This is a genomic window from Corynebacterium hylobatis, from assembly GCF_003955685.1.
Taxonomy (GTDB): domain Bacteria; phylum Actinomycetota; class Actinomycetes; order Mycobacteriales; family Mycobacteriaceae; genus Corynebacterium; species Corynebacterium hylobatis.
Genome location: NZ_RXHJ01000005.1, coordinates 20,805 through 44,598 on the forward strand (window position 1 = coordinate 20,805; position 23,794 = coordinate 44,598).

At 65.9% G+C, this 23,794-nt stretch carries 23 protein-coding genes; 11 read left to right on the top strand and 12 right to left on the bottom strand.

The window, feature by feature from the left end; all coding sequences use genetic code 11:
* Positions 1-41 precede the first annotated feature (41 nt).
* Entirely contained in the window at positions 42-1,898 is a 1,857-nt protein-coding gene (locus EAH68_RS04175; RefSeq protein WP_126120081.1) for a bifunctional sugar phosphate isomerase/epimerase/4-hydroxyphenylpyruvate dioxygenase family protein, read from the bottom strand.
* Complete coding sequence (locus EAH68_RS04180) at positions 1,898-3,391, bottom strand: MFS transporter (RefSeq protein ID WP_126120082.1); 1,494 nt, start codon at positions 3,389-3,391, stop codon at positions 1,898-1,900. The genes EAH68_RS04175 and EAH68_RS04180 overlap by 1 nt, the downstream gene beginning before the upstream one ends.
* A gap of 334 nt (positions 3,392-3,725) precedes the next feature.
* Between EAH68_RS04180 and EAH68_RS04185 the strand changes: the two genes are divergently transcribed.
* The 4 genes from EAH68_RS04185 (at position 3,726) to EAH68_RS04200 (ending at position 7,641) form a co-directional block, all read left to right on the top strand.
* Entirely contained in the window at positions 3,726-4,616 is an 891-nt protein-coding gene (locus tag EAH68_RS04185; RefSeq protein WP_126120083.1) for a LysR family transcriptional regulator, read from the top strand.
* Between the two features lie 316 nt (positions 4,617-4,932).
* Positions 4,933-5,814, top strand: a complete 882-nt coding sequence (locus tag EAH68_RS04190; RefSeq protein ID WP_126120084.1) for a MetQ/NlpA family ABC transporter substrate-binding protein — start codon at positions 4,933-4,935, stop codon at positions 5,812-5,814.
* Between the two features lie 91 nt (positions 5,815-5,905).
* Positions 5,906-6,967: a methionine ABC transporter ATP-binding protein gene (locus EAH68_RS04195; protein ID WP_126120085.1), complete on the top strand. Its 1,062-nt coding sequence runs from the start codon at positions 5,906-5,908 to the stop codon at positions 6,965-6,967.
* On the top strand, positions 6,964-7,641 hold the full coding sequence (locus tag EAH68_RS04200) for a methionine ABC transporter permease (RefSeq protein ID WP_126120086.1): 678 nt from the start codon (positions 6,964-6,966) through the stop codon (positions 7,639-7,641). Before EAH68_RS04195 ends, EAH68_RS04200 begins: the two co-directional genes overlap by 4 nt.
* On the opposite strand, the gene EAH68_RS04205 is transcribed toward EAH68_RS04200, so the two are convergent.
* Both EAH68_RS04205 and tnpA read right to left on the bottom strand, forming a co-directional pair.
* Complete coding sequence (locus EAH68_RS04205) at positions 7,638-8,294, bottom strand: response regulator (RefSeq protein ID WP_126120087.1); 657 nt, start codon at positions 8,292-8,294, stop codon at positions 7,638-7,640. The genes EAH68_RS04200 and EAH68_RS04205 overlap by 4 nt on opposite strands.
* An 88-nt stretch (positions 8,295-8,382) precedes the next feature.
* Positions 8,383-8,694, bottom strand: a complete 312-nt coding sequence (tnpA, locus tag EAH68_RS04210) for an IS200/IS605 family transposase (protein WP_126120350.1) — start codon at positions 8,692-8,694, stop codon at positions 8,383-8,385.
* 47 nt (positions 8,695-8,741) lie between these two features.
* On the opposite strand from tnpA, the gene EAH68_RS04215 reads away from it, so the two are divergent.
* Positions 8,742-9,890, top strand: a complete 1,149-nt coding sequence (locus EAH68_RS04215; RefSeq protein ID WP_206436354.1) for an RNA-guided endonuclease InsQ/TnpB family protein — start codon at positions 8,742-8,744, stop codon at positions 9,888-9,890.
* 1 nt (position 9,891) lies between these two features.
* On the opposite strand, the gene EAH68_RS04220 is transcribed toward EAH68_RS04215, so the two are convergent.
* Positions 9,892-11,565: a sensor histidine kinase gene (locus EAH68_RS04220; protein ID WP_126120089.1), complete on the bottom strand. Its 1,674-nt coding sequence runs from the start codon at positions 11,563-11,565 to the stop codon at positions 9,892-9,894.
* Positions 11,566-11,812: 247 nt separating this feature from the next.
* Between EAH68_RS04220 and citH the strand changes: the two genes are divergently transcribed.
* Positions 11,813-13,354, top strand: a complete 1,542-nt coding sequence (gene citH, locus EAH68_RS04225; RefSeq protein WP_164546397.1) for a citrate transporter CitH — start codon at positions 11,813-11,815, stop codon at positions 13,352-13,354.
* Positions 13,355-13,435: 81 nt separating this feature from the next.
* Here citH and EAH68_RS04230 read toward each other — a convergent pair whose 3' ends face one another.
* The gene (locus EAH68_RS04230; protein WP_241228288.1) at positions 13,436-14,935 is read right to left on the bottom strand and encodes a SulP family inorganic anion transporter; all 1,500 of its coding nucleotides are present in this window, start codon (positions 14,933-14,935) and stop codon (positions 13,436-13,438) included.
* 120 nt (positions 14,936-15,055) lie between these two features.
* On the opposite strand from EAH68_RS04230, the gene EAH68_RS04235 reads away from it, so the two are divergent.
* Positions 15,056-15,397 (top strand): MerR family transcriptional regulator, encoded by a 342-nt coding sequence (locus EAH68_RS04235; RefSeq protein WP_241228289.1) that lies wholly within the window; start codon positions 15,056-15,058, stop codon positions 15,395-15,397.
* A gap of 4 nt (positions 15,398-15,401) precedes the next feature.
* Here EAH68_RS04235 and EAH68_RS04240 read toward each other — a convergent pair whose 3' ends face one another.
* Positions 15,402-16,310, bottom strand: coding sequence for a ferredoxin family protein (locus tag EAH68_RS04240; protein WP_126120090.1), 909 nt, complete (start codon positions 16,308-16,310; stop codon positions 15,402-15,404).
* 205 nt (positions 16,311-16,515) lie between these two features.
* Between EAH68_RS04240 and EAH68_RS04245 the strand changes: the two genes are divergently transcribed.
* Both EAH68_RS04245 and EAH68_RS04250 read left to right on the top strand, forming a co-directional pair.
* Complete coding sequence (locus EAH68_RS04245; protein WP_126120091.1) at positions 16,516-17,139, top strand: AMIN-like domain-containing (lipo)protein; 624 nt, start codon at positions 16,516-16,518, stop codon at positions 17,137-17,139.
* Positions 17,140-17,187: 48 nt separating this feature from the next.
* The gene (locus tag EAH68_RS04250) at positions 17,188-17,601 is read left to right on the top strand and encodes a hypothetical protein (RefSeq protein ID WP_126120092.1); all 414 of its coding nucleotides are present in this window, start codon (positions 17,188-17,190) and stop codon (positions 17,599-17,601) included.
* A gap of 101 nt (positions 17,602-17,702) precedes the next feature.
* Here EAH68_RS04250 and EAH68_RS04255 read toward each other — a convergent pair whose 3' ends face one another.
* From EAH68_RS04255 to EAH68_RS04265, 3 genes are read right to left on the bottom strand one after another with little or no spacing between them, the layout of a single operon-like run.
* On the bottom strand, positions 17,703-17,921 hold the full coding sequence (locus EAH68_RS04255) for a hypothetical protein (protein ID WP_126120093.1): 219 nt from the start codon (positions 17,919-17,921) through the stop codon (positions 17,703-17,705).
* Complete coding sequence (locus EAH68_RS04260) at positions 17,922-18,572, bottom strand: LuxR C-terminal-related transcriptional regulator (protein ID WP_126120094.1); 651 nt, start codon at positions 18,570-18,572, stop codon at positions 17,922-17,924. It lies immediately after the preceding gene.
* Between the two features lie 5 nt (positions 18,573-18,577).
* On the bottom strand, positions 18,578-19,774 hold the full coding sequence (locus tag EAH68_RS04265; protein ID WP_126120095.1) for an ATP-binding protein: 1,197 nt from the start codon (positions 19,772-19,774) through the stop codon (positions 18,578-18,580).
* A 113-nt stretch (positions 19,775-19,887) separates the two neighbouring features.
* On the opposite strand from EAH68_RS04265, the gene EAH68_RS04270 reads away from it, so the two are divergent.
* Together EAH68_RS04270 and EAH68_RS04275 are read left to right on the top strand one after the other, a co-directional pair.
* Positions 19,888-20,967, top strand: coding sequence for a PspC domain-containing protein (locus EAH68_RS04270; RefSeq protein WP_126120096.1), 1,080 nt, complete (start codon positions 19,888-19,890; stop codon positions 20,965-20,967).
* A gap of 43 nt (positions 20,968-21,010) precedes the next feature.
* The gene (locus tag EAH68_RS04275) at positions 21,011-22,318 is read left to right on the top strand and encodes a DUF2252 domain-containing protein (protein ID WP_126120097.1); all 1,308 of its coding nucleotides are present in this window, start codon (positions 21,011-21,013) and stop codon (positions 22,316-22,318) included.
* On the opposite strand, the gene EAH68_RS04280 is transcribed toward EAH68_RS04275, so the two are convergent.
* Together EAH68_RS04280 and EAH68_RS04285 are read right to left on the bottom strand one after the other, a co-directional pair.
* Complete coding sequence (locus EAH68_RS04280) at positions 22,278-22,760, bottom strand: hypothetical protein (protein WP_241228290.1); 483 nt, start codon at positions 22,758-22,760, stop codon at positions 22,278-22,280. The two genes, EAH68_RS04275 and EAH68_RS04280, sit on opposite strands and share 41 nt — an antisense overlap.
* 62 nt (positions 22,761-22,822) lie before the next feature.
* A complete protein-coding gene (locus EAH68_RS04285; protein WP_126120099.1) occupies positions 22,823-23,701 on the bottom strand; it encodes a polysaccharide deacetylase family protein in 879 nt (292 codons plus the stop codon).
* Between the last annotated feature and the right edge of the window lie 93 nt (positions 23,702-23,794).

A 23,794-nucleotide genomic window follows, 5' to 3' on the forward strand; every position in this document is an offset into this window, starting at 1 on the left:
GGTTGAGTCCTTTCTCAGATTGATGGCGGCAGGGACAGGGGTTACTGCGGGACCCCACGTTCGAGGTCCCGTATCCTGCGGTACTGGGCCGCCAGCCGGACCGGGGCATTGTTCTCGCCCCATCCCCGGAAACCACCCCTGCGCTCGATCACCTCAAAAAACATGGTCCCCAGGGTGCCTGTGTAGAAATGGAGGAACTCGCCATGGGCGTCCCGGTCATAGAGCAGATCATTCTCCCGCAACTCGGCGAGGAAAACGGGGTCCAGTTCAAATCTCGCCTGCAGGTCGTCGTAGTAGTTCTCCGGGACCGGCAGGAATGCCAGCCCCCGCTGCCGCGCCCGACGCGCCACCGCAAGGATGTCCTCCGTGGTGAAGGCGATGTGCTCCGGGTAAGCGGCCGCCAGGAAGTCCCCCTGTTCCCCGTCCTCAGGGGCGACGCTGAGCAGCAGCCGTACCCTGTCGTTGGCCGAACGCATGATCTGGTTGCGGATCAACCCGATGGGGCTGGGGAACTCCTCCTGCCCCTGGGCCTCCAGAGCCATGAGGGAGGTGTAGAACAGCACAGTTTCGTCGTAGTACTGCCAGGGCTGGGCCAGATTGACATGGTCGACACCAGTGATCAGGGACCGGTCCCCCAGGTCATCTTCCGCCATCCCGAACTCCGCCAGCCACTCCGGAACGGAGCCGGCAGCGGGGCCGGTGAACAACACCTCGGTGCCGTCCGGGGCGCAGACCCCGGCCGCCCTCTCCCCGGGGACGGGTTTCGCCTGCAACCCGTGGGCACGGGCTTCTGCGGCGGCAGGGTCGGGCGTCGAGAAGCAGAGGGAGGTGATTGCCGTGGGGGCGCCGGTGGGACCACGGTCCCCGATGACGATCCGGACCGTTCCCTGGATCCACACCTGGTACTCGGGCCGGCTCCGGTGATGGCCCCCCAGCCGGAAACCGAGCTGGTGCAGTACCCTCATGGTCTCCCCGAGGCGACCGGTGGCGATCCCGACAAAATCCAACCCCTCCGTCTCTGCCACATCGGGCAGGGGGACAAGGTCGAGCGCCTGCCCCGCCTCCGCCTCGCCGGCATCCGACAACGCATGCCAGGTCCGGTCCTCCAGCCAACGGAGGGAACGGCGTCCATCGACAGCGGTACGGGCGACATCCGCCTTCCGGAAGGAGTCGTTGAAGATCTCCAACGACACCGGCCCGTCATAGCCGCTCCGGGCCAGATGCCGCATGAACTTAACCAGGTCGAAATCCCCCTCACCAGGGAAGACACGGTGATGCCGGGACCAGGAGAGGACGTCCATGCTCAGCCTGGGAGCGTCCGCCAACTGAACGAAGAAGATCCTGTCAGCGGGGATGGACTCCACTGCGTCGGTGCTCCACCCCCGGGAGAGGATGTGGAAGGTGTCGAGGCAGGTGCCCACCCGCGGGTGGTCCGCCAACTCAACCACCCGGTGGGCATGCTCAAAATCATTGACGAAACGTCCCCAGGCCAGGGCCTCATAGGCGATGCGGACATCGTGGCGTTCCGCCAGCTCACCGGCCCGACGGAGCTGGGTGGCGAATAATTCGTCATCGTCGATGATCGCAGTACCAACATTCGAGCACAGCAGAATGGTGTCGATCCCCAGCCGGTTCATCAATGCGAACTTGGCCTCGAGGCGGCGCAGATTCGCCTGGAACTGCTCCTCCTCCACTCCCTCCAAATCCCGGAAAGGCTGGAAAAGATCAAGACTGAGTCCGAGGTCGGCAGCGCGCTGCCGGATCTGTTCCGGGGAGTGCGGGGAAACGGTGAGGTCCTGCTCGAAGATCTCGACGCCGTCGAAACCCGCGTCGGCAGCGGCACGAAGCTTCTCGGCGAGTGTGCCGGACAGGCAGACCGTGGCAATAGAGGTGCGCATCAGAGTCGGCTCTCCTGCTGCTGATGATTGTTCTTCTCCGGGTCCCGGGAGTGGGACCCGTCCGGAGCAACCACGACGGTGGTGCTGCGCACCCCGGACAGTGCCAGATCAGCTGCCTCTCCGCGGGCGGTGTGCAGAGCATCGATCTCGTCGAGGTTAAGCTCCCTGGTCTCCTTCGCCGTGAGGGCGGCAACTGCGGCGATGACGGCGGCGGCGCCCACGAAGGTGCCGACGCGCAGCCAGTTGTCACCCTCAGCGCCGGCCAGGGCCGAGGCCACCACGGGTGCGAAGCCACCGGAGACGGCGAACCCGATCTGGGTGCCCAACGCCAGGCCGGTGACGCGGACGGAGGTGGGGAACATCTCTGCGTAGAAGGCCGGCCAGACGGCGTTCGACATGGAGTAGAGGAGGCCGGACATCACCACACCCATGAAGAAGATGGCGATCCAGTTGGCGGAGTAGACGGCATTGAGATAACCGCTCATCGCCACCGCCGATCCGAGGGCACCCAGGGCAAAGACGGGCCGGCGTCCGAATCTGTCGGCCAGCGCACCCGCGAACGGGATGGCGAGCAGGGCAACCACATTGGCGACCACCGGCACCAGCAGCATGGTGGAGCGGTCCAGCCCGACCACGTTGGTGGCGAAGGACAACGACCAGACGGTGAAGACCACGTTGACGGTGTTGATCATCGCGGCCGCTGCGACACGGAGGACGGCGGCCTTGTGGTGACGCATGACCAGGGCCAGCGGGGAAGGGCCGCGGGGGGCCGCGTTGTCGGCCTGCGCCTCCCGGGCCTCCCTGAAGGCCGGCGGCTCCTCCAGGCCACGGCGGATGAGGAAGGCGACGAGCACGACGACGGCGGAAAGCCAGAACGGCACACGCCAACCCCAGGACATCAGCGCATCCTCGCTGAGGAAGAGGGTGAAGGGGATGAACACGGCGGTGGCCAACAGGGTGCCGAACTGGGTGCCGTGCAGCGTCCAGCTCGTGGTGAGGGCGCGCCTGTGTTCCGTGGCGTGTTCCAGGGAGACGGAGATCGCGCTGGACTGTTCCCCGGAGGCGGACAGACCCTGGATGATACGGCAGATGACGAGCAGGGCCGGGGCCAGGTAACCGGCCTGATCGAAGGTGGGCAGGCAGCCCACGATGAAGGTACTCGCGCCGATCATGAACAGGCACAGCATGAGCACGAATTTGCGTCCGTAGCGGTCCCCGAGGGGGCCCATGATCAGGGCACCCAACGGGCGGACCACGTAGGCGACGCCGACCGTGGCCATGGAGGCGAGGATGGCGACACCCGGGGCGGTGTCCGCCGGGAAAAACAGATGGTTGAGCACCAGCGCGGCGGCGGTGCCGTAGACGGCGAAATCGTAGTATTCGAGGGCCGAGCCGATCCAGCCGGACAGAGCGGCCTTCCGCGGTGTCTTCCGGTACCCGGTTTCGATGGTAGGTCCTCCCGGGCTGGGGGAAGCCTGTGGGTGATTTTTCATCTCGGTACTTTCTTCAGGTTGGCTGCATGTTGTCCGCTGCGATCAGAGATATTTACCTCTCGCGCCCCTGGATCTGCGTGGATGATGCCGACCAGCGGGGTATTCCCGGCCGGGTGCTGGTGCTCTGGTTGAGCGCCCCGGCCGATTCGTACCTGACGGGCGCAAAGAGGCTGGCCCGGGTACCGCATTCACTTGTTGTTCTGAGTGTCAATCACTCAACAGGATTCTGTGTGTCCTTGTCGTCAGATCGTATGACGGTGTGACGTATAGTACAAATGCATATATCAAAACTCTGAGATGCACATATTGCATATCGGAAAGGGGAGAAACTGTTGTGAATCTGCATCAGCTGAAGTCTTTTCTGGCAGTGGCCAGGCTCGGACAGATCCACCGGGCGGCACAGGAGCTGCACATCTCCCAACCCGCGCTCAGCCGCCAGATGGCCGCGCTGGAGACGGAGATCGGCGCTCCGCTACTGGAGCGTCATGCCCGGGGCGTGTCCCTGACCAGGGCCGGAGAAACCCTGCACAAGGAAGCGGACGAGCTACTGGCCCGCATGCAGTCCGTGGTCGACGAGATCCGCTCCGGAGAGCACCTCATCACCAGCGTCCGGATCGGCATCCCCCCGGGTTTGTCGAGTTCCTGGCTGCGGGAGCGGTTGAATGGCATCACCGCCGGCATCCGGGTGTCCCTCATCGAGGCACCCACCGATGAGCAGCTGACACTCCTGAAACGACGGGAGCTGGACGTCGCCCTGGCCCGCAGCCGGAGCGAGGCATTTCCCACCCACCTGGCCCTCGAACAACGCCTGGGCGTCGTCGTCCGGACGGATTCCGCACTTCACCACATGCTCCGCAACCGGCCCGTGGCCACCCTCTACGACCTGGCGGGCCTCCGGGTCCTGGCCCACGCCCGAGGAGAGATCCGCGTCCAGGAGGAGATCCTGAAGAACGCCATGCTCTCGGTTGACGTGGACGCCACCTGGATCTTCCGTAAATTCGGCCAGTACAGCGCGCTGATCGCCGATCTGGTCGAGGCAGATGTCGCCGTCACCACCGAAGCCTCCGCGCTCACGAACTTCTCCGACTGGCGGTGGATTCCCCTGGAGGGATACGACGCCTCCGGCAACGACCTCGTGGTCCGCACCTGGGCGACCTGGAACCCGCAGCCGACACCCGAGGTCAAGGCTGTCGTCAGCCTCTTCACACACACCCATCCGCAGTGATCCCCTGCCGGACAGGCATCCGTCGCCGATCCCACGGCCCGACCTAGACCATGCCGTCTGGTCTGCCCCGACCCCTTCGGCGATCCACATCCCCCGCGATCACGCTCACGGCACATCCCGGCACCGCATCCCCACCCTGACAACACCGACCAAATGATCGGCCTATCCTGTCCGCACCCGGCCCCCAGTCCGCCTTATTCGAACGCAGGTACCCACCCCTTCCGCAGCCGCCCCCACCACCCACTAGACAGAGCGGTACATAAAGTGCTAGCTTCACAGTCAACTGACCAATGAACTGGAAGGAACCTGACCAGCCATGAGCTTCCGTCGCATCTTCGCCGGCGCGGCCGTCTCGGCCCTCGCCGCCGTGGGCCTCGTCGCCTGCGCCTCCGACTCCGAGACCACCGACGGCGCCGCCGCTGAGACCATCCGCATCGGCACCACCGACGCAAACCTCAACGAGTGGAATGTCTTCGCCGATCTCGCCGAGGAGGAGGGCATCGACATCGAGATCGTGCCGTTCTCGGACTTCAACACCCCGAACGATGCGCTCGTGCAGGGCCAGATCGACGTGAACAAGTTCCAGCATCTGCTGTTCCTGAGCAACTACAACACCGGCGCCGACGCCGACCTGGTGCCGATCGCCTCCACCGAGATCTACCCCCTCGCCCTGTTCTGGCAGGGCCATGACTCCCTCGACGGCATCGGGGGCGAGGAGATCGCCATCCCGAACGACGCGACCAACCAGGGCCGCGCCATCAACGTCCTCGTCCAGACCGGCCTGGTCACTCTCCGCGAGGAGGGGCTGCTGAACCCGACCCCGGCCGACATCGACACCGACGCCTCCGAGGTCGACGTCATCCCGGTCGACGCCGCCCAGACCACCGCCGTCTTCCACGAGGGTCGCCCGGCCGTGATCAACAACTCCTTCCTCGAGCGCGCCGGCATCGACCCGCTCGACGCGATCTTCCAGGACGACCCGGCCAACGAGGAGGCCGAGCCGTACATCAACGTGTGGGTGACCACCCCGGAGCGTGCCGAGGATGAGAACATCATCCGCCTGACCGAGCTGTGGAAGGACCAGGCCGTCACCGACGCCGTCCTGCAGTCCTCCGGCAACACCGCCGTCAAGGTCGATCGCCCGCGTGCGGACCTCGAGGCGATCATGGACCGCCTGCGCGAGTCCGGCGAGCAGTAACGCCGTATCCATGCCCCACCCCGCCGCCCTCCCGCGGCGGGGTTTAGCATTCAGCCGTACACACCCCCTCCCAGAACGGTCCTGATCACCCGTGTCCGAACCAGTCTCCGCACCACCTACCCGGCCGCGCACCGGCACCCGCATCGAATTCCGCGATGTGACAAAGGTCTTCACCAACCAGAAGAAGACCGAGACCCGCGCCGTCGACGGCGTCACCCTGACCGTCGAACCCGGGGAGATCCTCGGCGTCATCGGCTATTCCGGCGCCGGCAAGTCCACCCTCGTCCGCCTCATCAACGGCCTGGACACCACCACCTCCGGCCAGCTGCTTCTCGACGGCACCGACGTCGTCGGCCTGCCTGAGTCAAAGCTGCGCGGCCTCCGCCGTGGCATCGGCATGATCTTCCAGCAGTTCAACCTCTTCCACTCCCGTACCGCCGCCGGCAACATCGAGTACCCGCTGCAGCTGGCCGGGATGCCCAAGGCAGAGCGGAAGAAACGCGTGGCGGAGCTTCTCGACTTCGTCGGCCTGGGTGACAAAGGCCGGAACTACCCCGAGCAGCTCTCCGGCGGCCAGAAACAACGCGTGGGCATCGCCCGGGCACTGGCCACCAACCCCCGTCTCCTGCTCGCCGATGAGGCCACCTCGGCACTGGACCCGGAGACCACCCAGGACGTGCTTGACCTCCTCCGGGAGATCAACCGCGAACTGGGTATCACCATCGTGGTGATCACCCACGAGATGGACGTGGTCCGCAGCATCGCCGACAAAGTCGCCGTCATGGAGGCCGGTCAGGTCGTCGAGTACGGCAGCGTCTACGAGGTCTTCTCCACCCCCCGCACGAACGTGGCGAAGCGCTTCGTCTCCTCCTCCCTGCGCAACACCCCCGATCTCGTCGAGGCCGAGGATCTCCTCGCCTACGACGGTCGTCTGTTCACCATCAACCTGACCGAGGACTCCGGCTTCTTCCCCGCCGCGGCCGCCGCCCGGGAGGACGGCCTGCGTATCAGCATCGTCCACGGCGGCGTGACCACCCTGCAGCGCCAGTCCTTCGGCAAGATGACCGTCCGCCTCAACGGCCCGGACGAGGCCATCGAACGCTTCCGCACTGCGCTGGAACGCACCACCGACATCCAGGAGATCACGCGATGACGCACACCATTCTCGCCGCCGACTGGAACCGTCTCGGCCCGACCTTTCTGGACGCCATCGTCGACACCCTGGTCATGGTGTCCCTAACGATGGTGCTCGGCGGGCTCGCCGGCCTGGTGGTCGGCATCCTGCTCTACACCACCCGGACGGGCAGCGTCCTGCAGTCCAAACCCGTCTACTGGGTGCTCAACCTGCTGGTCAACTTCATCCGGCCCATCCCCTTCATCATCATGATCGCGATGTTCGCGCCCCTGACCCTCAACGTCGTGGGCACCACCATCGGACGGTCAGCGGCGATCTTCATCATGTGCATCGCCGCCACCTTCGCGGTGGCCCGCATCGTGGAACAGAACCTCGTGGCCATCGACCCCGGCGTCATCGAGGCGGCCCGGGCCATGGGTGCCGGGCCGTGGCGGATCATCACCACCGTCATCGTTCCGGAGGCCCTGGGCCCGCTGGTGCTGGGTTATACGTTCATCTTCATCGCCGTGGTGGACATGTCCGCCATGGCCGGTTACATCGGCGGTGGCGGCATCGGTGACTTCGCCATCGTCTACGGCTACCGCGCCTATGACCTGGAGGTCACCTACGCGGCCGTCATCGTCATCGTCGTCATCGTGCAGATCGCCCAGCTGCTGGGAAACTGGGTCTCGCGGAAGATCCTGCGCCGCTAGGCCAATTTGGAATACAAATGCTCGGGCCGGCCCGAGGAGCCGTAACGCAGACGTACCTGCACCACCCCCTGGGTGGCCATCGCCGCCAGACGGCGCTGCGCGGTGGCCCGGGAGACCCCGGTGATCTCAGCTGCCTCCGCCGCGGAGAGTTCCCCCTCTCCCAGGGCGTCGAGAAGCAGCTGTTCTGTCGCGGAACGAGCGACCACGGCACCGGCGGGCTGCCCGTGCAGGATGGACAACGCCTGGTCAATCCTCTCCTGCCGCAGGCCACGTCTGCCCGACAGGACATGCCGGAAGCGGGCGTACCGGTCCAGCCGGTCGCTGAGGGTCTGCTGCGGGAAGGGCTTGACCAGATAACCCAGCGCCCCGGCGTGCAGGGCACGGCGGACGGTGTCACCCTCATCAGCGGCGCTGATGACAAAGGCATCCACCCCGACGCTGCGGACCAGTTCGATACCGTCGCCGTCCGGCAGATAGACATCGACCAGCATCAGATCCGGCAGGTTCGTGGCCAGTGCCGCACGAGCCTCGGCGACGGTGCGCACCGATCCCTGCACCCGGAAACCCGGAGCGGCATCCACGATCTCGGCGTGAATGCCCGCGACCCGGAAATCATCGTCCACCACCAGCACTGACCAGGCCCGTGCCATCATTGAATAGCACCCCTGGAAACCCCTGCTTTGAGGCAGGGGGAGGAAAGGGGCACGTGATACGTTGCGTTGAAATTCTTAGACATACTGATTAACAACTTCCCAGGGGTGAGCCGCCGACTGTGGCGACGACATACGAATTGGCCCACAGCATAGGGAATCTGGATGTGGGGGACGGGAACTCTTGCCTGGGCACACGGGACGACCTTTCCTTGATCTGCCTGACCAGTTGGTGGATTTTGTATTTAGGGTCACACTCGCCCCGGAGATGTCCGTGGTCAGGCATGGTTTCGAGTTTGACGATAGTGCATTCACGCTCAGCAGTAACGACGGAGCGACGATATGTCGGGCACCACACGACGCGGTAGGCACAGCGGTCCACGACGTTGTTGTCCGATCTGATGTGCTACCTCTGGACAATCCATGGTGTGGTGAGGTATAGCTGGCGGTGTGGACGAGATCGTGCGTTACACCTACCGCCTCAGACCCGGTGTGCAGGCGCAGCGAGCACTGTCCCAGGAATGGGGCCGGTGCCGATTCCTGTGGAACGAAGCCGTCCACCAGCAGAAAACAGGAAATACACCGACGCTTAAGAAGCTGGGGAAGCTGCTCACCGAACTGCGGGGCAGAAACACGTGGATGCGGAAAGGCTCCCAAGTCGCCCAACAGTCCATGCTCCGCGCTTACGCGCAGGCACTCCAGCAGTCCTACACCGTCAAAGGCAGAGGCCGACCCAGGCACAAAGCGAAAAAGCGCACTCTGCCTTCGTTGGAGTACAGCACCCGCGGGTTCTCCCTCCGGGAGGGACGACTGCGACTGCCGAAGGGGATGTCGATTCCGGTGGTGTGGTCGCGGGAACTGCCCTCTGACCCGACCAGTGTGCGGGTGTACCAGGACAGTCTGGGGCACTGGTACGCCTCGTTCGTGGTCCGCCGCGAGGCGAAGCCAGCCCCGGAGGCTACCGGTGGAATCGGTATCGACTGGGGTGTGTCCACCACGGCGATAACCACTGACCCGCAGCATGATCTTCCCCATCTAGGTCACCGGAGACGCTGTGCCGCGGAACTGGCCAAGGCGCAACGGACGATGGCGCGGCGTCACCGTACGGGACGTAAGCAGTCGAAGGGATATCAGCGTGCCCGTCGGGAGGCCGCGAAGCTGCACAAGAAGGCAGCCCGGCAGACTGAGCATGATTCCCGGGTGTGGGCGAAGAAGATCACCGACAACCATCATCTGATCGCGGTGGAGGCCTTCAAACCGACGTTTCTTGCCAAAACCACGATGGCGAGGAAAGCCGCGGACGCGGCCATTGGTGCCGCGAAGCGGGAACTTGTTACCAGGGCCGAGCGGGCTGGCCGGAAGGTGGTGTTGGTCACGCCCGCTTATACGACGATGACGTGCCACGGGTGTTTCGCGAGAGCCAAGCAACGCCTGCTGCTGGAGGAACGCGTCTTTGTCTGTACTTCCTGCGGACTGGTTGAGGACCGGGACCGCAACGCCGCCAGGGTGATCCTGGCTGTGGCAGAACGGGGCCACACCAGTGTTGAGGACATGAAACATCTGCAACCTCCCTTCGGGGAGGTTATGCGTGCAGTCTGAGCTAGAAATCCCCCGCCTTGAGGCGTGGGGAACCGTTAACCTCTCGAAGATCATCACCGGGAAGCATGACACCCGGAAGCCGGGCCCCGAAGACCGCCCCCCGACCGCTTTCCCCGCCGCCGGGATCAATAACCCACAGGTCCCCTCCCCTCCGACGCAGCAGATCCCGGGACAATGCCAGCCCGATGCCGTGACCGTGAACCCGGTCAGGGACTGCCTCCCCGGCGGTGGACACCGTGCCGAGGGAACCGGGGGTGATACCGGGGCCGGAATCGGCGACCACCAGCACCAGCTCCGGCCCATCATCCAGGAGGGTGACCTCCACCAGCCGGGGCTCGGGCCCCTCCAGGGCCGCCGTGACCGCGTTGTCCACCAGGTTGCCCAGCACGGTGGCGATGTCCTCGGTCCCCTCCACCCCTCTGACATCCCCCAGGACCAGGGATTCATCACGGATCTGCAGCTGCACCCCACGCTCGGCGGCCTCCATGGACTTCGCCCCCAGGAAGGACTGCAGGAAGGGTTCGGCGAGCAGATCCACGCCGGCAAGCGGGTAATCGACCGGTCCGCGGTCACGCATGGTGCGCAGGAATTCAGCGGCCTCCGTCCCTCGCCCGGCCTCGACCAGGCCCGCGGCCACATGCATCCGGTTCGCGAACTCATGGCGTTGCACCCGCAACGCGGAGGTCATGGCGCGCACCGAGTCCAGCCTTTCGCTCAGCCCCATCATGTCGGTGCGGTCGCGGACGATGATCACCGAACCGAGACGCTGGCCGGCGCGGTCCACCTGGCGGGAGTCCAGGTAGAGCACCCGGTCCCCGACCACGATCCCGTCGCGCTCCTCCCCCTTCGACAACGAGGCGATGACGTCCTCCGGCAGATCCAGCTCCGGCAGGGACATACCCTCCAGATGTGCCAGGCCGAACATCTCCTCTGCGGCGGTGTTGGAGACCCGGATGATACCTGCCCTGTCGAGGGCGATGACCCCGTCACCCACCCCGTCGAGCACGGCCGCCTGGTTCTGCACCAGGGTGACCAGCTCCTCCGGTTGGACACCGAGGGTCAGCTGTTCCCAGCGGTGGCGCAGAACCAGGGTTGCGCCGGTGCCGATCAGCAACGCCAGAGCGGCGGCGGCCCCGACACCGAGCAACAACCGTGGCAGTTCGTCGAAGACCCCGGCCCGGGCGAAGCCGACACTGACCTCACCGACCGACTGCCGACTGTCCGGTGCAAAGACCGGTACCTTGGCCCGCACCGAATCCCCCAGTGTGCCGCGCTCCCAGGCGATGACCTCCTCACCGCGGAGGGCCTCCTCGAAGCTGGTGCTCACCTCGCGGTCGAGTTGACCGGGATCAGGATGGGCCATGCGGATCCCCTCCCCATCGGTGATGACGACGAACAGTGCGTCCGTCCGCGCGGTGGTGTCAAGCGCATATGCCTGGAGGGGGCCGGCGGCGAGTTCCCCGGCGGAAGGGTTGATCTGCCGGCTGGTCTCCAGCGAGACCTCGGAGCGGACGACGGGCGCTGCGGCCACGGTGCGCGCGATCGAGAGGGCGGAGGTCTCGGTCTCGCTCTTGAGCTGCCCTACCGCCAGCAGGATGAATACCCCGGTGCTCACACCGACCACGGCCACGACGGTGATCAACTGCAGCAACAGCACCCTGGTGGTGAATCTCATGTTTCGGCTCTGCTTTCCTTCCGCGGCGCATCAGGCGGTGGGGTCGCCGTGTGTGGGGAGCATCCCGGAAACCCCATTCCACCACGGGTTTTCCATTCCGACAAGTATCTGCGCTAAATGCGCAGAAGGGAGTTAATGCACAGTAGGTGAAGCAATGCACTCAAGACTTCACCCGTGATGGGCATCACTCTAGGCTGACATCCGCATTCCAGAACACTCACCGCACCAAGGAAACTCAGGAGTCCGGATGTACCCGCCCACAGATGTGCTGCTCGCCGCGGAATACACGCTGAGCCACACCCCCTCCGACGGTATTCTCGTCGCCCTGGGGTTCGCCATGATCCTCACCTTCATGGCCCTGATCATGATTGGCCGCTCCACTCCCATGGTCGCCCTGATCCTGGTCCCCACCGTCTTCGGCCTCCTGGCCGGCGCCGGTCTCGGCATCGGCGACATGGTTCTCGACGCCATCGGTGGAATGGCCTCCACTGCCGCCCTGCTCATGTTCGCCATCATGTACTTCGGCATCATGATCAACGTCGGGCTCTTCGACCCGCTGATCCGGACCATCACCCGCACGTTGGGCAACGACCCGGCGAAGGTGGTGCTCGGCACCGCCGTACTGGCCGGCGTGGTCTCGCTCGACGGTGACGGTTCCACCACCTTCATCATCACCACCTCCGCCATGCTGCCCATTTACCTGCGCCTGGGCATGAGCCCGGTCGTACTGACGGTGGTCGCCGGGCTGATCAACGGCACCATGAACATCCTCCCCTGGGGTGGGCCGACGGTGCGAGCCGCCACCGCCCTGGGAGTTGACCCCTCCGCCGTCTTCGTACCGATGATCCCCTCCCTGATTGTCGGTGTGGCGGTCATCTTCGTCTTCGCCTGGTTCCTGGGACTGGCCGAACGCCGTCGTCTCGGTGGTTCCCTGGACACCTCCCGCTACGGTGGTGAGGGCGGTGCCGGTGCAGGATCCGGCGGCACCGGCCCGCGCGGTGGCCGGGGTCGGCAGAGCAACTCCGACGAGCCCACGCCCACCGGTGGCGGCGTGCTTCTCGACGACCACGGGGTCGAGGCCGCGGAACTGGAACACGTCTCCCTCAACTCCGACACCGGGTCCGGCATGACCGACACCATGCTGGATCCGCACCGCGCCAGCCTGCGCCCCCGACTGATATGGTTCAACCTCGCCCTGACGGCTGCGGTCATGGCGCTGCTGGTCGCCGACATCTTCCCGCTGGCCTACATCTTCATGGTCGGTACAGGGCTGGCCCTGGCCGTGAACTTCCCTGACGTCAAGGACCAGGCCAACGAGCTCCTGGCCCACTCCTCCTCAATCGTCGGCGTGGTCTCCATGGTGCTGGCTGCCGGTGTGCTGGTCGGAGTCTTCGACGGCACCGGCATGGTCGAGGCGATGGCTGCCTGGATCATCCAGGTCATCCCGAATTCCATGGGCCCCTACCTGGCTGTGATCACCGGGGTGCTCTCCATCCCGATGACCTTCTTCATGTCCAACGACGCCTTCTACTTCGGCATCCTGCCGGTGCTGGCGGAGAGCGCCACCCACTTCGGCATCGAGCCGGTGGAGATGGCCCGGGCCTCCATCACGGGGCAGCCGGTCCACATGCAGTCCCCGCTGGTCCCGGCGATCCTGCTGCTGGTCTCCCTGGCCAAGGTCAACCTGGGCGACCACCACAAGAAGGTTCTCTGGCGAGCCACCATCGTTTCCCTGGTCATGCTGGTCGTCGGCGTCCTCATCGGCGTCATCCCCTTCGCCGCTCTCTAGGAATCCCTCCAGCTTGTCCGCCTGACACCGCCGGGGTGCCGCCGATGCGGCACCCCGGCGGTGTCATTGTGCCCGGTATTGTCAGTCGCCGAGTTTGCCGGAGAGTTTGTCCACCCGGTATTTACTCTGTCCGTCGAGGCCGATGATGTCGACGATCTTGCCGCGGGCCTGGAATTTCTGCTGCACAGCATCGAGGGTGGCCACGGTGGAGGCGTCCCAGACCTCCGCACCGGACAGGTCGATGACAATGTGGCTGGCGGTGTCGTTGTAGTCGAATTGGTACACCAGATCATTGGAGGAGGCCCAGAACAGCTGACCGGTGACCCGGTAGGTCCGGATGTCGATCTGCCCGTCATCGTCGACGTCGAGTTCGGAGACCTTCTCGATGCTGACCATGTGCGCCACCCGGCGGGCGAACATGATCATCGCGGTGAGCACACCGAGGATGACACCGACCGCGAGGTTGTTGGTGGCCAGGGTGCCGACCACGGTGACCAGCATGACCGCGGTCTCACTGAGCGGCATCAGGCGCAGGGTGCGCGGCTTGAGGGAGTGCCAGTCGATGGTGCCCAGGGAGACGAGCACCATGATCGCCACCAGGGCGGCCATGGGGATCAGCCCCACGAGGTCACCGAGGGCGACGACGAAGATGAGCAGGAACACGCCAGCCAGCAGGGTGGACAGGCGGGTGCGGGCACCGGACTGGCGGACATTGACCAGGGTCTGGCCGATCATGGCGCAACCGCCCATGCCGCCGAAGAATCCGGTGACGATGTTGGCCACCCCCTGGCCCCAGCTCTCGCGGGTCTTGTCGGAGTGGACGTCGGTGATGTCGTCGACGAGCTTGGCGGTCATCAGCGACTCCATCAGGCCGACCAGAGCCATGGCGAAGGCGTAGGGGCCGATGATCTGGAGGGTCTCAAAGTTCAGCGGCACCGCCGGGAGGAAGAATTCCGGCAGGGAGCTGGGCAGCTCGCCCATGTCGGAGACATTCGGCACAACCCATCCGGCAGCCACGACCAGCGCCGTGAGGACGACGATGGTCACCAACGGCGCGGGGATGACGGAGGTGATCCGCGGGAAGAACAGCATGATCGCGATGCCGGCGGCGAACAGCGGGTAGACCAGCCAGGGCACGTCCCACAGATAAGGCAGCTGGGCGGCGAAGATGAGGATGCCCAGGGCGTTGACGAAGCCGGTCATCACCGAGCGCGGGATGAAGCGCATGAGTTTGGCCACACCGAGGGCGGCCATGGCGATCTGGATAATTCCGGCGAGGATGACGGTGGCGATGAAGTACTCGAAGCCGTGGTCACGCATGACCGGGGCGATGACCAGGGCGACCGCACCTGTCGCGGCACTGATCATGGCGGGACGGCCGCCGGTGAAGGCGATGGTCACCGCCATGGTCACCGAGGCGAAGAGCCCGACGCGCGGGTCAACGCCTGCGAGGACGGAGAAGGAGATCGCCTCGGGGATGAGCGCCAGAGCGACGACGAGGCCGCCGAGGACCTCCATACGCAGGCGCGCAGGGGATGAGAAGGCGTGTCGGAAGGAGGCGACGATACCGGTGTTGGACAAGGCGGAATTGCTCTTTCAGGGACCAGGTAATATTGGCGTAAACGAAAACCTACCGTAACGGGAGGTTTGCCGCCCGCCCAAATCGACCGACAGGGGAATGCACAGGTGGAGGACTCCGGGATGAGGATCGGCGAGGTCGCTGAACGCACGGGACTGTCGGTCCGGACGCTGCGCCACTACGACGAGGTCGGCGTCGTCAGTCCCTCCGGGTACACACCAGGGGGCTTCCGCCTCTACAGCGGCGACGACATCGAGCGCATCATGCTCATCCGCCGGATGAAGCCCCTGGAGTTCACCCTGGAGGAGATGCGGGGTTTCCTCGATGCGGTGGACCACCCCGATACCCCCGGGGCGCGGAAGACCATCGCCCTGATCCGGGCTGAGGCGGCCACCCGCCTGGAGAAACTGCGCCGCCGGGTCGGTTACGCGGAGGAGTTCCTCCGACTGGTGGAGGACCTGTGAGGAGCTAGTCGCGCTCCCCCAGGTCCGCGTTGGCCTGGCTGGGGACGATGTTGGTGGCCACCCACACCCGACCCTTCTTCGGCGCGTCCCCACAGGAGGAGATCACATTCTCCACCTCACGCTGCTCCACAGTCACATGCCAGGAACGGCTGTCGGCGTGGACCACGAGAACATCATTGTCCGTCTCGTCGAGCACCATCAAGTTGCCGTAGAACAACGGATCGGCACCCGTGTGCAGTTCACGGGCCACCGCCAGCTCGGCGACCTGGCCACGCGGGCTGTGTGTCCCCCGGCCGCGGTTGCCCGGGTAGAAGTACTCCCCGCGGCAGGCGGACCGGACGAGCTGATCACCGGCCTCCTCGTTGAGGCGGCCGTAGCTGTAGCCCCAGGGCATGAGCAGCAGGGAGGGCGCGAAACGGTGGCCCTTGGTGTGGGAGGTCTCCCACACGATGTTGCCCGGATGACGTTCATACAGCGCGGCTGCCAGGGGGCGCCCCTTGAGAGCGCAGCACACGTCCCGTTTACCGTGGGTACACACCAGTACAAGCGGCTCCTCGACCGGCTGGGCGCCGTTGCGGCCTGGTCCGTCCAGGTCGAGATCAAGGATGGCCTCGGGGCCGTCGACCATGAGCAGTTCAGTTGTCGCCTGCTCCGCGAACACGAGGTAGAGGTGGTGCCGGTCGATGCGGCGACCGTCGGGGCCGGGTCGGCGGATGAGCTGCAGCCCGGCCCCGTCCCCGAGCTTCGCCTTCAGCTGCGCCGTGAGATCCTCACCGAATACACCTCCGTCGAGAATGTCGCGGCTCCAGCCGTTGACCCATTCCAGGATGATGTAGATGCGCTGCCGTTTCGCAGAGCCGGGCAGAGGCTCGCCGGCCACATCGGAGCAGCGGACAGGTTCAGCAGGGTTCATGGGTCCAGCCTAGCGATCTCCCGCCCGCACCCATCCCACAGGACGGGATCCTGAGATCACAACCCAATGGATAAGTGACACTCACCACACTCAAAGATGGTCCTCATGTACTTCTTGGCTGTTGTTTACAACGATTTGTTCACGATCCGCCCGAAATCGATTGATGGCTTCGCCCCCTGCGGGCCGGGTGGTTACGGTGTTCTGCATGACTGATTCCCTGGGGCTGTTCCACCGGCCCTCGCCGCGTCGCACCACCCTGGCCGCCATCCTGGCGACCGGGGCCCTCGGTCTCGCCGCCTGCAGCAGCGGCATCAGTACGGAATCATCGGGAAATCCCACGGCGACGGCCGGTGCCCTGCAGGCCGCCACCCTCGGCGAGACCGGTGTGCTCTCCCTGAAGGAGGCCGATGTCGCCCGCAAGACCGCCCGTCCGGACGCCCCCGCCCAGCTGATGGTCGAGTCGGTGCGGGTAGCCAGCCACGAGGGTTTCGACCGCGTGGTCTTCGACCTGGTCGGCGACGGTGAGCCGGGTTGGTTCATCGACTACACCACCACCCCCGCCCAGCAGGGCTCCGGAACCGCCATCCCCTTCGAAGGCAATGCCGCCCTCAACGTCAACATCGACGGCACCGCCTACCCCTTCGAGCTCAACCGGGAGGACCCGCACATCGGCACAGTCCCGGGCGCCGGCAACATCACCCAGGTCATCTCAGCGGGCACCTTCGAGGGCCACTCGCAGTTCGTGGTCTGCATGGAGGAGAAGCAGCCCTACACGGTAGAGGTACTCCACGAACCGCACCGTCTGGTCCTGGACGTCCTGCACCCCTGACGGCCAGCGGCAACTGGCCCCCATCCGCCACTGGTACCGTTAGCCCGCATGAACGCCTACTCCGACATGCGCTCGCGGCAGACCCCCATCCCCACCCCGCCCCTGGTGCGGGCGGGCACCTCACTGCTCATTGGTCTCGGCGTGGCGGTACTGTCCACCGGCCTGGCGCGGGGCGTGCAGGTCGGGATAATGGTCGTCGCGATCGCCGCCGGACTGCTGCTGATGTTCAGCCACCCCTACCGGCGGGAGATCAGGGCCTTTCTTGAACGGGAGAATGTCGCCATCCGCCCCCGCCCAGGGCAGGTGCTGCCCCTGTTCTTCGTGTGGTTGGCGCTCATGATCGTGCCGGTTCTCGCTCCATTGCCTGTCTGGGGTACGGGCCTGGTGTGGCTGGCGGTCTTTGGCTGGATGCTCTGGGTGTTCCCACACATCGACGGCACCCGGGCACTGGCCTACGCCTGACCCTCAACTGCAGCTCCCCGGCACCACGGGCGCCACCGTCACCGGTCAGTCGCTGGCCGCCGAGGGGTCGGCTGCACCCGTCAGCCAGCGGGTGCAGCACCCTACAGTTTGTCCTCTGCCTCGCGGACGCGTCTGCCCATCTCGTTGAGCCGGGTGTTCGCCCAGTTGTAGAAGGCGTGCATGCCGGCGAAGACCACCGCGATGAGGATGAAGGCCGGCACCCACCAGGCCCAACCGAGATCGGCCTGCCAGATGACGATGGCCGTGAAGATCAGGGCGGCGATGACCACCCGACCGGGTTGGAAGGTGTAGTCGCGCATCTAGTCCAGGTCCCGGGAATGTGCCCAGCGGGTCAGCGCGTGGCGGTTGGACTGCTGGGTCTTGCGCAGGATGTTGGAGGCGTGGGTCTCCACCGTCTTGACGGAGATGAACAGCTCCTTGCCGATCTCCCGGTAGGTGTAGCCCCGGGCCAGCAGCCGTAATACCTCCAGCTCGCGGCGGGTGAGGGCGTCGACCACGGGGTCGTCGATCTTGCGGGGCTCCTCCGCCGGATCCTCGACCACTTCCCCGCCGGCGAAGGCGTCGAGGACGAAGCCCGCCAGCCGCGGGGAGAAGTAGGCGTCCCCGGAGTGGACGCGCTCGATGGCCTCGGCCAGTTCAGGGCCGGAGATGTTCTTGGTCACGTAGCCGCGGGCCCCGGCGCGGATGACGGAGATGACGTCCTCCGCCGCATCGGAGACGCTCAGCGCCAGGAAGGTGGTGTCCACACCCACCCCCTTGAGCACGGCGACGCCACCACCGTCGGGCATGTGGACGTCGAGGAGGACGACGTCGGGACGCGCGGCGTCGATACCCGCGATGGCCTCGGCGACGGTGCCGGCGTCACCGACGATGTCGACGTGGCCGGCCAGTTCGGCGCGGACACCGGAGCGGAAGACGGAATGATCGTCGACGAGGAACACCTTCACCATGCCGCTCAGGATACCGGCAGTCGGTAGGTCACGGAGACCTCGGTGCCCTCCCCCGCAGTGGAACGGATGCGCGCCTGCCCGCCGATACGCTCCATGCGCCCCTCGATGGACTCGCGGATGCCGTGGCGGTCGACGGGGATCTCCGTCAGATCGAAGCCGCTGCCCCGGTCGCGGACGAAGATGCCCAGCTCCCCGGCGAGGATCTCCGCGTAGACGTCGAGCTTCTCGACGCCCGCGTGCTTCGCCGCATTGACCATCGCCTCCCGCGCCGCGAGCACCACGGCCTTGGTCTCCTCCGTCAGCTCCCGGTCCTCGCCGACGGTGACGGGGGCGATGCGGATGCCGAAGAGGTCCTCAACTTCCCCGCAGGCGGTCTCCACCGCGGCGAAGACGGTCTGGCTGGTCTTCTCATCGGCGTCGAAGAGCCATTGCCGCAGCTCCCGTTCCTGGCCCCGGGCCAGCCGGACCACCTCGGCCGGGTCATCGGAACGCTTCTGGATCAGCGCCAGGGTCTGCAGCACCGAATCATGCAGGCGGGAGGCGATCTCCGCACGTTCCTCACTGGCCGCCTTCGCGGCGCGTTCCTCCGCCAGGGAATCCCACAGGCGCATCACCAGCGGCACACCCAGCGCCGCGGCCCCCGCCAGGGTGAGTACTACCGCCAGGATCGCCGCGGCGAAGCCACCTGAACGCTCCGAGTAGAAGACAGTCACCACGATGCCCGCCAGCATGAGCACCGCACCGCCGAGGATGCTCAGGTGGCTGCGCCCTGTGCCCAGACCCCGGTCGTAGGCCTGCCAGGCCAGCACCGCACCCACACCTGCCACCAGCAGCGGGACCAGCGCCGCGCTGGGCAGGCCGGAGACGAGGCTCGCGGAGACGACGAAACCCACCCCGCCGATCAGGGCCAGGAGCAGGTACACCGACCTCGACAGCTCGCGTTCCCGGACGGGCAGCTCCACCGTGTCGGAGGTCTTGGAGAACATCCACAGCCCGGCGTAGACCGCCACGCCCAGCCCGGAGAGGAAGGAACCCACGATGAAGGCCAGTCGTACATAGAACACGTCCACGCCCAGGTGCACCGCCAGGCCGCCGGCGACACCGGCGACCACCCGCCGGGAGGCAGGCCGCAGGTACGTCGGATACGGACCCGGGGTGGAACGCTCCGGCCCGTACGGGACCGGGGAGGGGGTGGTGTTCATGCCCCTGATCCTCCCAGAGAACCCACCCTGACCACATCGGGGCAGACCCTGATTCCCGGAATTCAGGGTGGATCCCGATACCGGATTCCCCTCCTGCCACCGACAATGAAGCCATGACCACCCAGAGCTCCTTCAGCGACACAGTCCGGCAGATGTGGGACACCCGCCCGCCCCGCATCCCCTCCGAACAGGGCGGCAACGCGAAGATCGCCGGCGTCTGCGAGGGCATCGGTGTGCGTTACCAGATCGATCCGACCATCGTCCGCGTTCTGTTCGTCGTCTCCCTGTTCACCCTCGGCGGTGGGCTCCCGGCCTACCTGCTCGCCTGGATGGCCATGCCCCGCTACGGCATGGCGGTCTCCCCGGCACAGGCTGTCTCCCGGCGCAAGGAGCAGCTCAGCGCACCTGAGTTGAAGGAACGCTCCACCGGCTGGTGGCTGATCATCTTCTTCATCCTCACCTCCGGCATCTTCACCTCCGGTGGCACGCTGGCCTCCACCGGCGTCCTGGCGATCCTCGTGCTGCTGGCCGCGTGGTGGGCCCTGCACCAGCGCGTCCCGCAGCCCCCGGCGGGTCTGCTTGCCGACGCACCCGCCCGCACCATGCCCGAGCCCGTCGACCTCTCCACCTACCTGCCCGCCGAGGGCACCGACATGCCCCCGGGCAGGGTGAGCCCACCCGCCTGGGACCCGCTGGGTACCGCCCCCTTTGCCTGGGATCTGCCCGAACCCGGCCCCGCCCCGCAGCCTGCCGCCCGGAAGCCGCGGATCTGGCCCTGGGTTGCTCTCGGCCTGATCGGCACCATGGGGGCGGCCACCATCGCGGCCGGCATCATCGGCGTCACCTTCCGTGATGACTTCGAGGACATCGCCCAGCCCCGCCAGTTCGTCCCCACAGCCGAGACGGAGCTCCAGGCCATCTACTCCGGCGGCATCGGGGATCTCGTCGTCGACCTGCGCGGCCTGCCCGCCCTGGATGAAGCCCGCACCACCACCGTCGACGGTGGTATCGGCCCGGTCAACGTGTTCCTCCCCGACGCGGTGCCAGTGGAGCTGACCTGCAGCGAAGGCATCGGCGAATCCACCTGCACCCCGGGTACCTACAACGGGGACGCGGATGGTGCCACCCTGAACCTGCACATCGAGGGCGGCATCGGCCCGGTGCGGGTGAACGAGGCTGCAACCCGAGACTGAGTTGTGATCCCGGAGGCGTCGGGAAGCAATAGACTCAGCGTGTATGACGGTCACACGCGGGGAGCTGGCGATGCTCACCACCACCGGACGCGACCCGCTGGGCCTCCTGCGGGAGCAGAACGCCACCCGGGAACAGTGGCTCATCCCCCTGCGGATGGCCCGGATGGCGCAGAGCCCCTTCACCTTCTACCGCGGCACCGCAGCACTCATGGCCGCGGACCACTCCCGGGATCCCCACAGCGGGATCCCGGTCGTCTCCAGCGGGGACGCACACCTGAGCAACTTCGGTTTCTACGCCACCCCGCAGCGGACCCAGGCCTTCGACCTCAACGACTTCGATGAATCCGCCTGGGCGCCCTGGGAATGGGACCTCAAGCGGCTGGTCACCAGCGTCATCATCGGCGGGCGTGACACCGACCGGTCCGAGAAGGTGGTCCAGGCCGCCGCCGCGGACGCGGTGAGGGCCTACGTCTCCTCGCTGAACACCTCCGACGGGTACAGCCCGCTGGAACGCTACTACTCCCACTTCAACCAGGAGATGGCCCGCCGGCACCTGGGCAAGGAATCCCGCCGGGTGCTGGAGGAGGCAGCGGAGGACTCCCGCAAACGCACCAGCGACCGGGCCGCCCGACGTCTGACCGAGGAAACCGCGGACGGTAAACGCCGCTTCTTCGAGGCCCCGCCCGTGATGAGTCACGTGGCCGATGAAGTCGAGCTGAACGTGGCCGACAACTACCGGCAGTACCTGCTCTCGGCGAAGGCGGACATCCGTATGCTGCTCACCCACTACACGCTGGAGGACATCGTGCGCCGGGTCGTCGGTGTGGGCAGCGTGGGCACCCGCTGTTACCTGGTGCTGCTGCGTGACGCGGACGGGGGCGTCCTCATCCTCCAGGTCAAGCAGGCGCTGCGCAGCGCCCTCGAGGAATATGGTGGCTTCCCGCAGCCTGAGGTCCTGACGGAGACCACCGGGGTCTCCGGGGAAGGAGCCCGTGTGGTGGGCCAGCAACGCATCCTGCAGGCCTATTCTGATCCTTTCCTGGGCTTCCTGCAGTCCGCATCATCAGGACGCTCCTTTTATGTCCGGCAGTACCACGATATGAAGGGCAGCGTGGAGATCGGGGAACTGGGTGACACGGCCTTCAACGGTTACGCCATCGTCTGCGGGGCCGTGCTCGCCCGGGCGCACGCACAGTCCGTGAACGCACGGAAGGTGGTCACTTTCATCGGCGGGGGCAAGCGCATCCGGCGAGCCATCCTCGACTGGTCCAACGACTACGCCGACCTGTCGTTGGGTGACTACCAGGCGTTCATCTCCTCCGAGATGGTGGACGAGAAGACAGGCCGGTAGGCCTGGTTGTCGCCAGTCGACCACCCCGGGCCGACAGCTGACTCCCGCCGAGGTCTGTGACCACCGGTTCCGGAGAGGGAATCGAGTGTACGCCGAGGGCGAAGGCCGCCAGCTTCATGTGCGCCGGCAGGTGCGTGACCGCCGCGAGCACCGGCATTGATCCGGCTGACGGCTCCGGGAGGAGCAACTGTCCGTTCACCGGGGTATTGCTCCGAGGCGGAGCGGCAAGCTCCAGCAGGAGCTGCTCCAGGTCCGGCCAGGTGCGGGCACGGGCATGAGCCGCCGCGGCGGAGATCAGTTCATCGAAGGTCTGCACCGGGGTGGACCTCCCCGTTACCTCGGCCACCACCCAACCGCGCGGCATGTCCCGGACGATGATGTGGCGGCACAGACGGGTCAGGCAGCTGGCGATATCGCGGCGGTGCAGCGGACCCGCAACCACCGGCCCCGCCCAGTCAGGTCGGACACCACACGCTCCACACATTGGACCGGCCTGTTAACCGGTCAGGACCGGGGGTTGGCCGCGATGAATTCGTCGGCGATGGTATCGAAGGTGGCGAACTCCACACCTTCGTGGGAACGGAAATACTCGATGAGTCGCTCGAGCATGAGCAGGACCTGCGGTCGGCCGGAGACGTCCGGATGCACCGTGATCGGAAAAATCGCGTTGTCGTGTTCGCGGTAGACCCAGTCGAACTGGTCCCGCCACAGCTCCTCGATATCCCGGGGGTTGACGAAGCCGTGACTGTTGGGGCTGGACTTGATGAACATCATCGGCGGGAGGTCGTCGAGGTACCAGCTGGCGGGGATCTCCACCAGGTCGGTTTCCTCACCCCGCACCAGCGGTTCCATCCATTCGGAGGCCGGCTTGTCGTAGTCGATTTTCGTCCAGGAATCCCCGACGCGGACATAATAGGGCTCATGGTCCCGGTGCATCAGGGAGTGATCGTATTTGATGCCGCGCTCGATCAACAGTTCATTGGTCACGCGCGAGAACTCCCACCAGGGGGCGACGTAACCGGTGGGACGTGTGCCGGTGCGGGTGGTGACAAGGTCGATGCAGTAGTCGAGGATGTCAGCCTCCTGTTCGCGCGTCATGGCCAGTGGATTCTCATGTGAGTAACCGTGCAGGCCGATCTCGAAACCCGCTTCGACCGTCAGGTCAAACTGCTCGGGGAAGGTCTCGATGGAGTGGCCGGGCCAGAAGAAGGTGGCCGGCAGGTCGTATTTCTGGAAAAGGTTGACCAGGCGCGGAACACCGATTTCACCGGCGAAGAGCCCGCGGGAGATGTCCCCGGGTGAGTCCTCACCCCCGTAGGAGCCGAGCCAACCGCCGACGGCATCGACGTCGACTCCGAAGGCAACCGTGATCTTCTTGGACATGGTGGCGAACCTTTCTCGCTGGGAACCGTCGCAGAGGAGACGAGTACCACCGCCACCCCGCATAAAATGTGGGACAGTTCACAGTGTACTGCT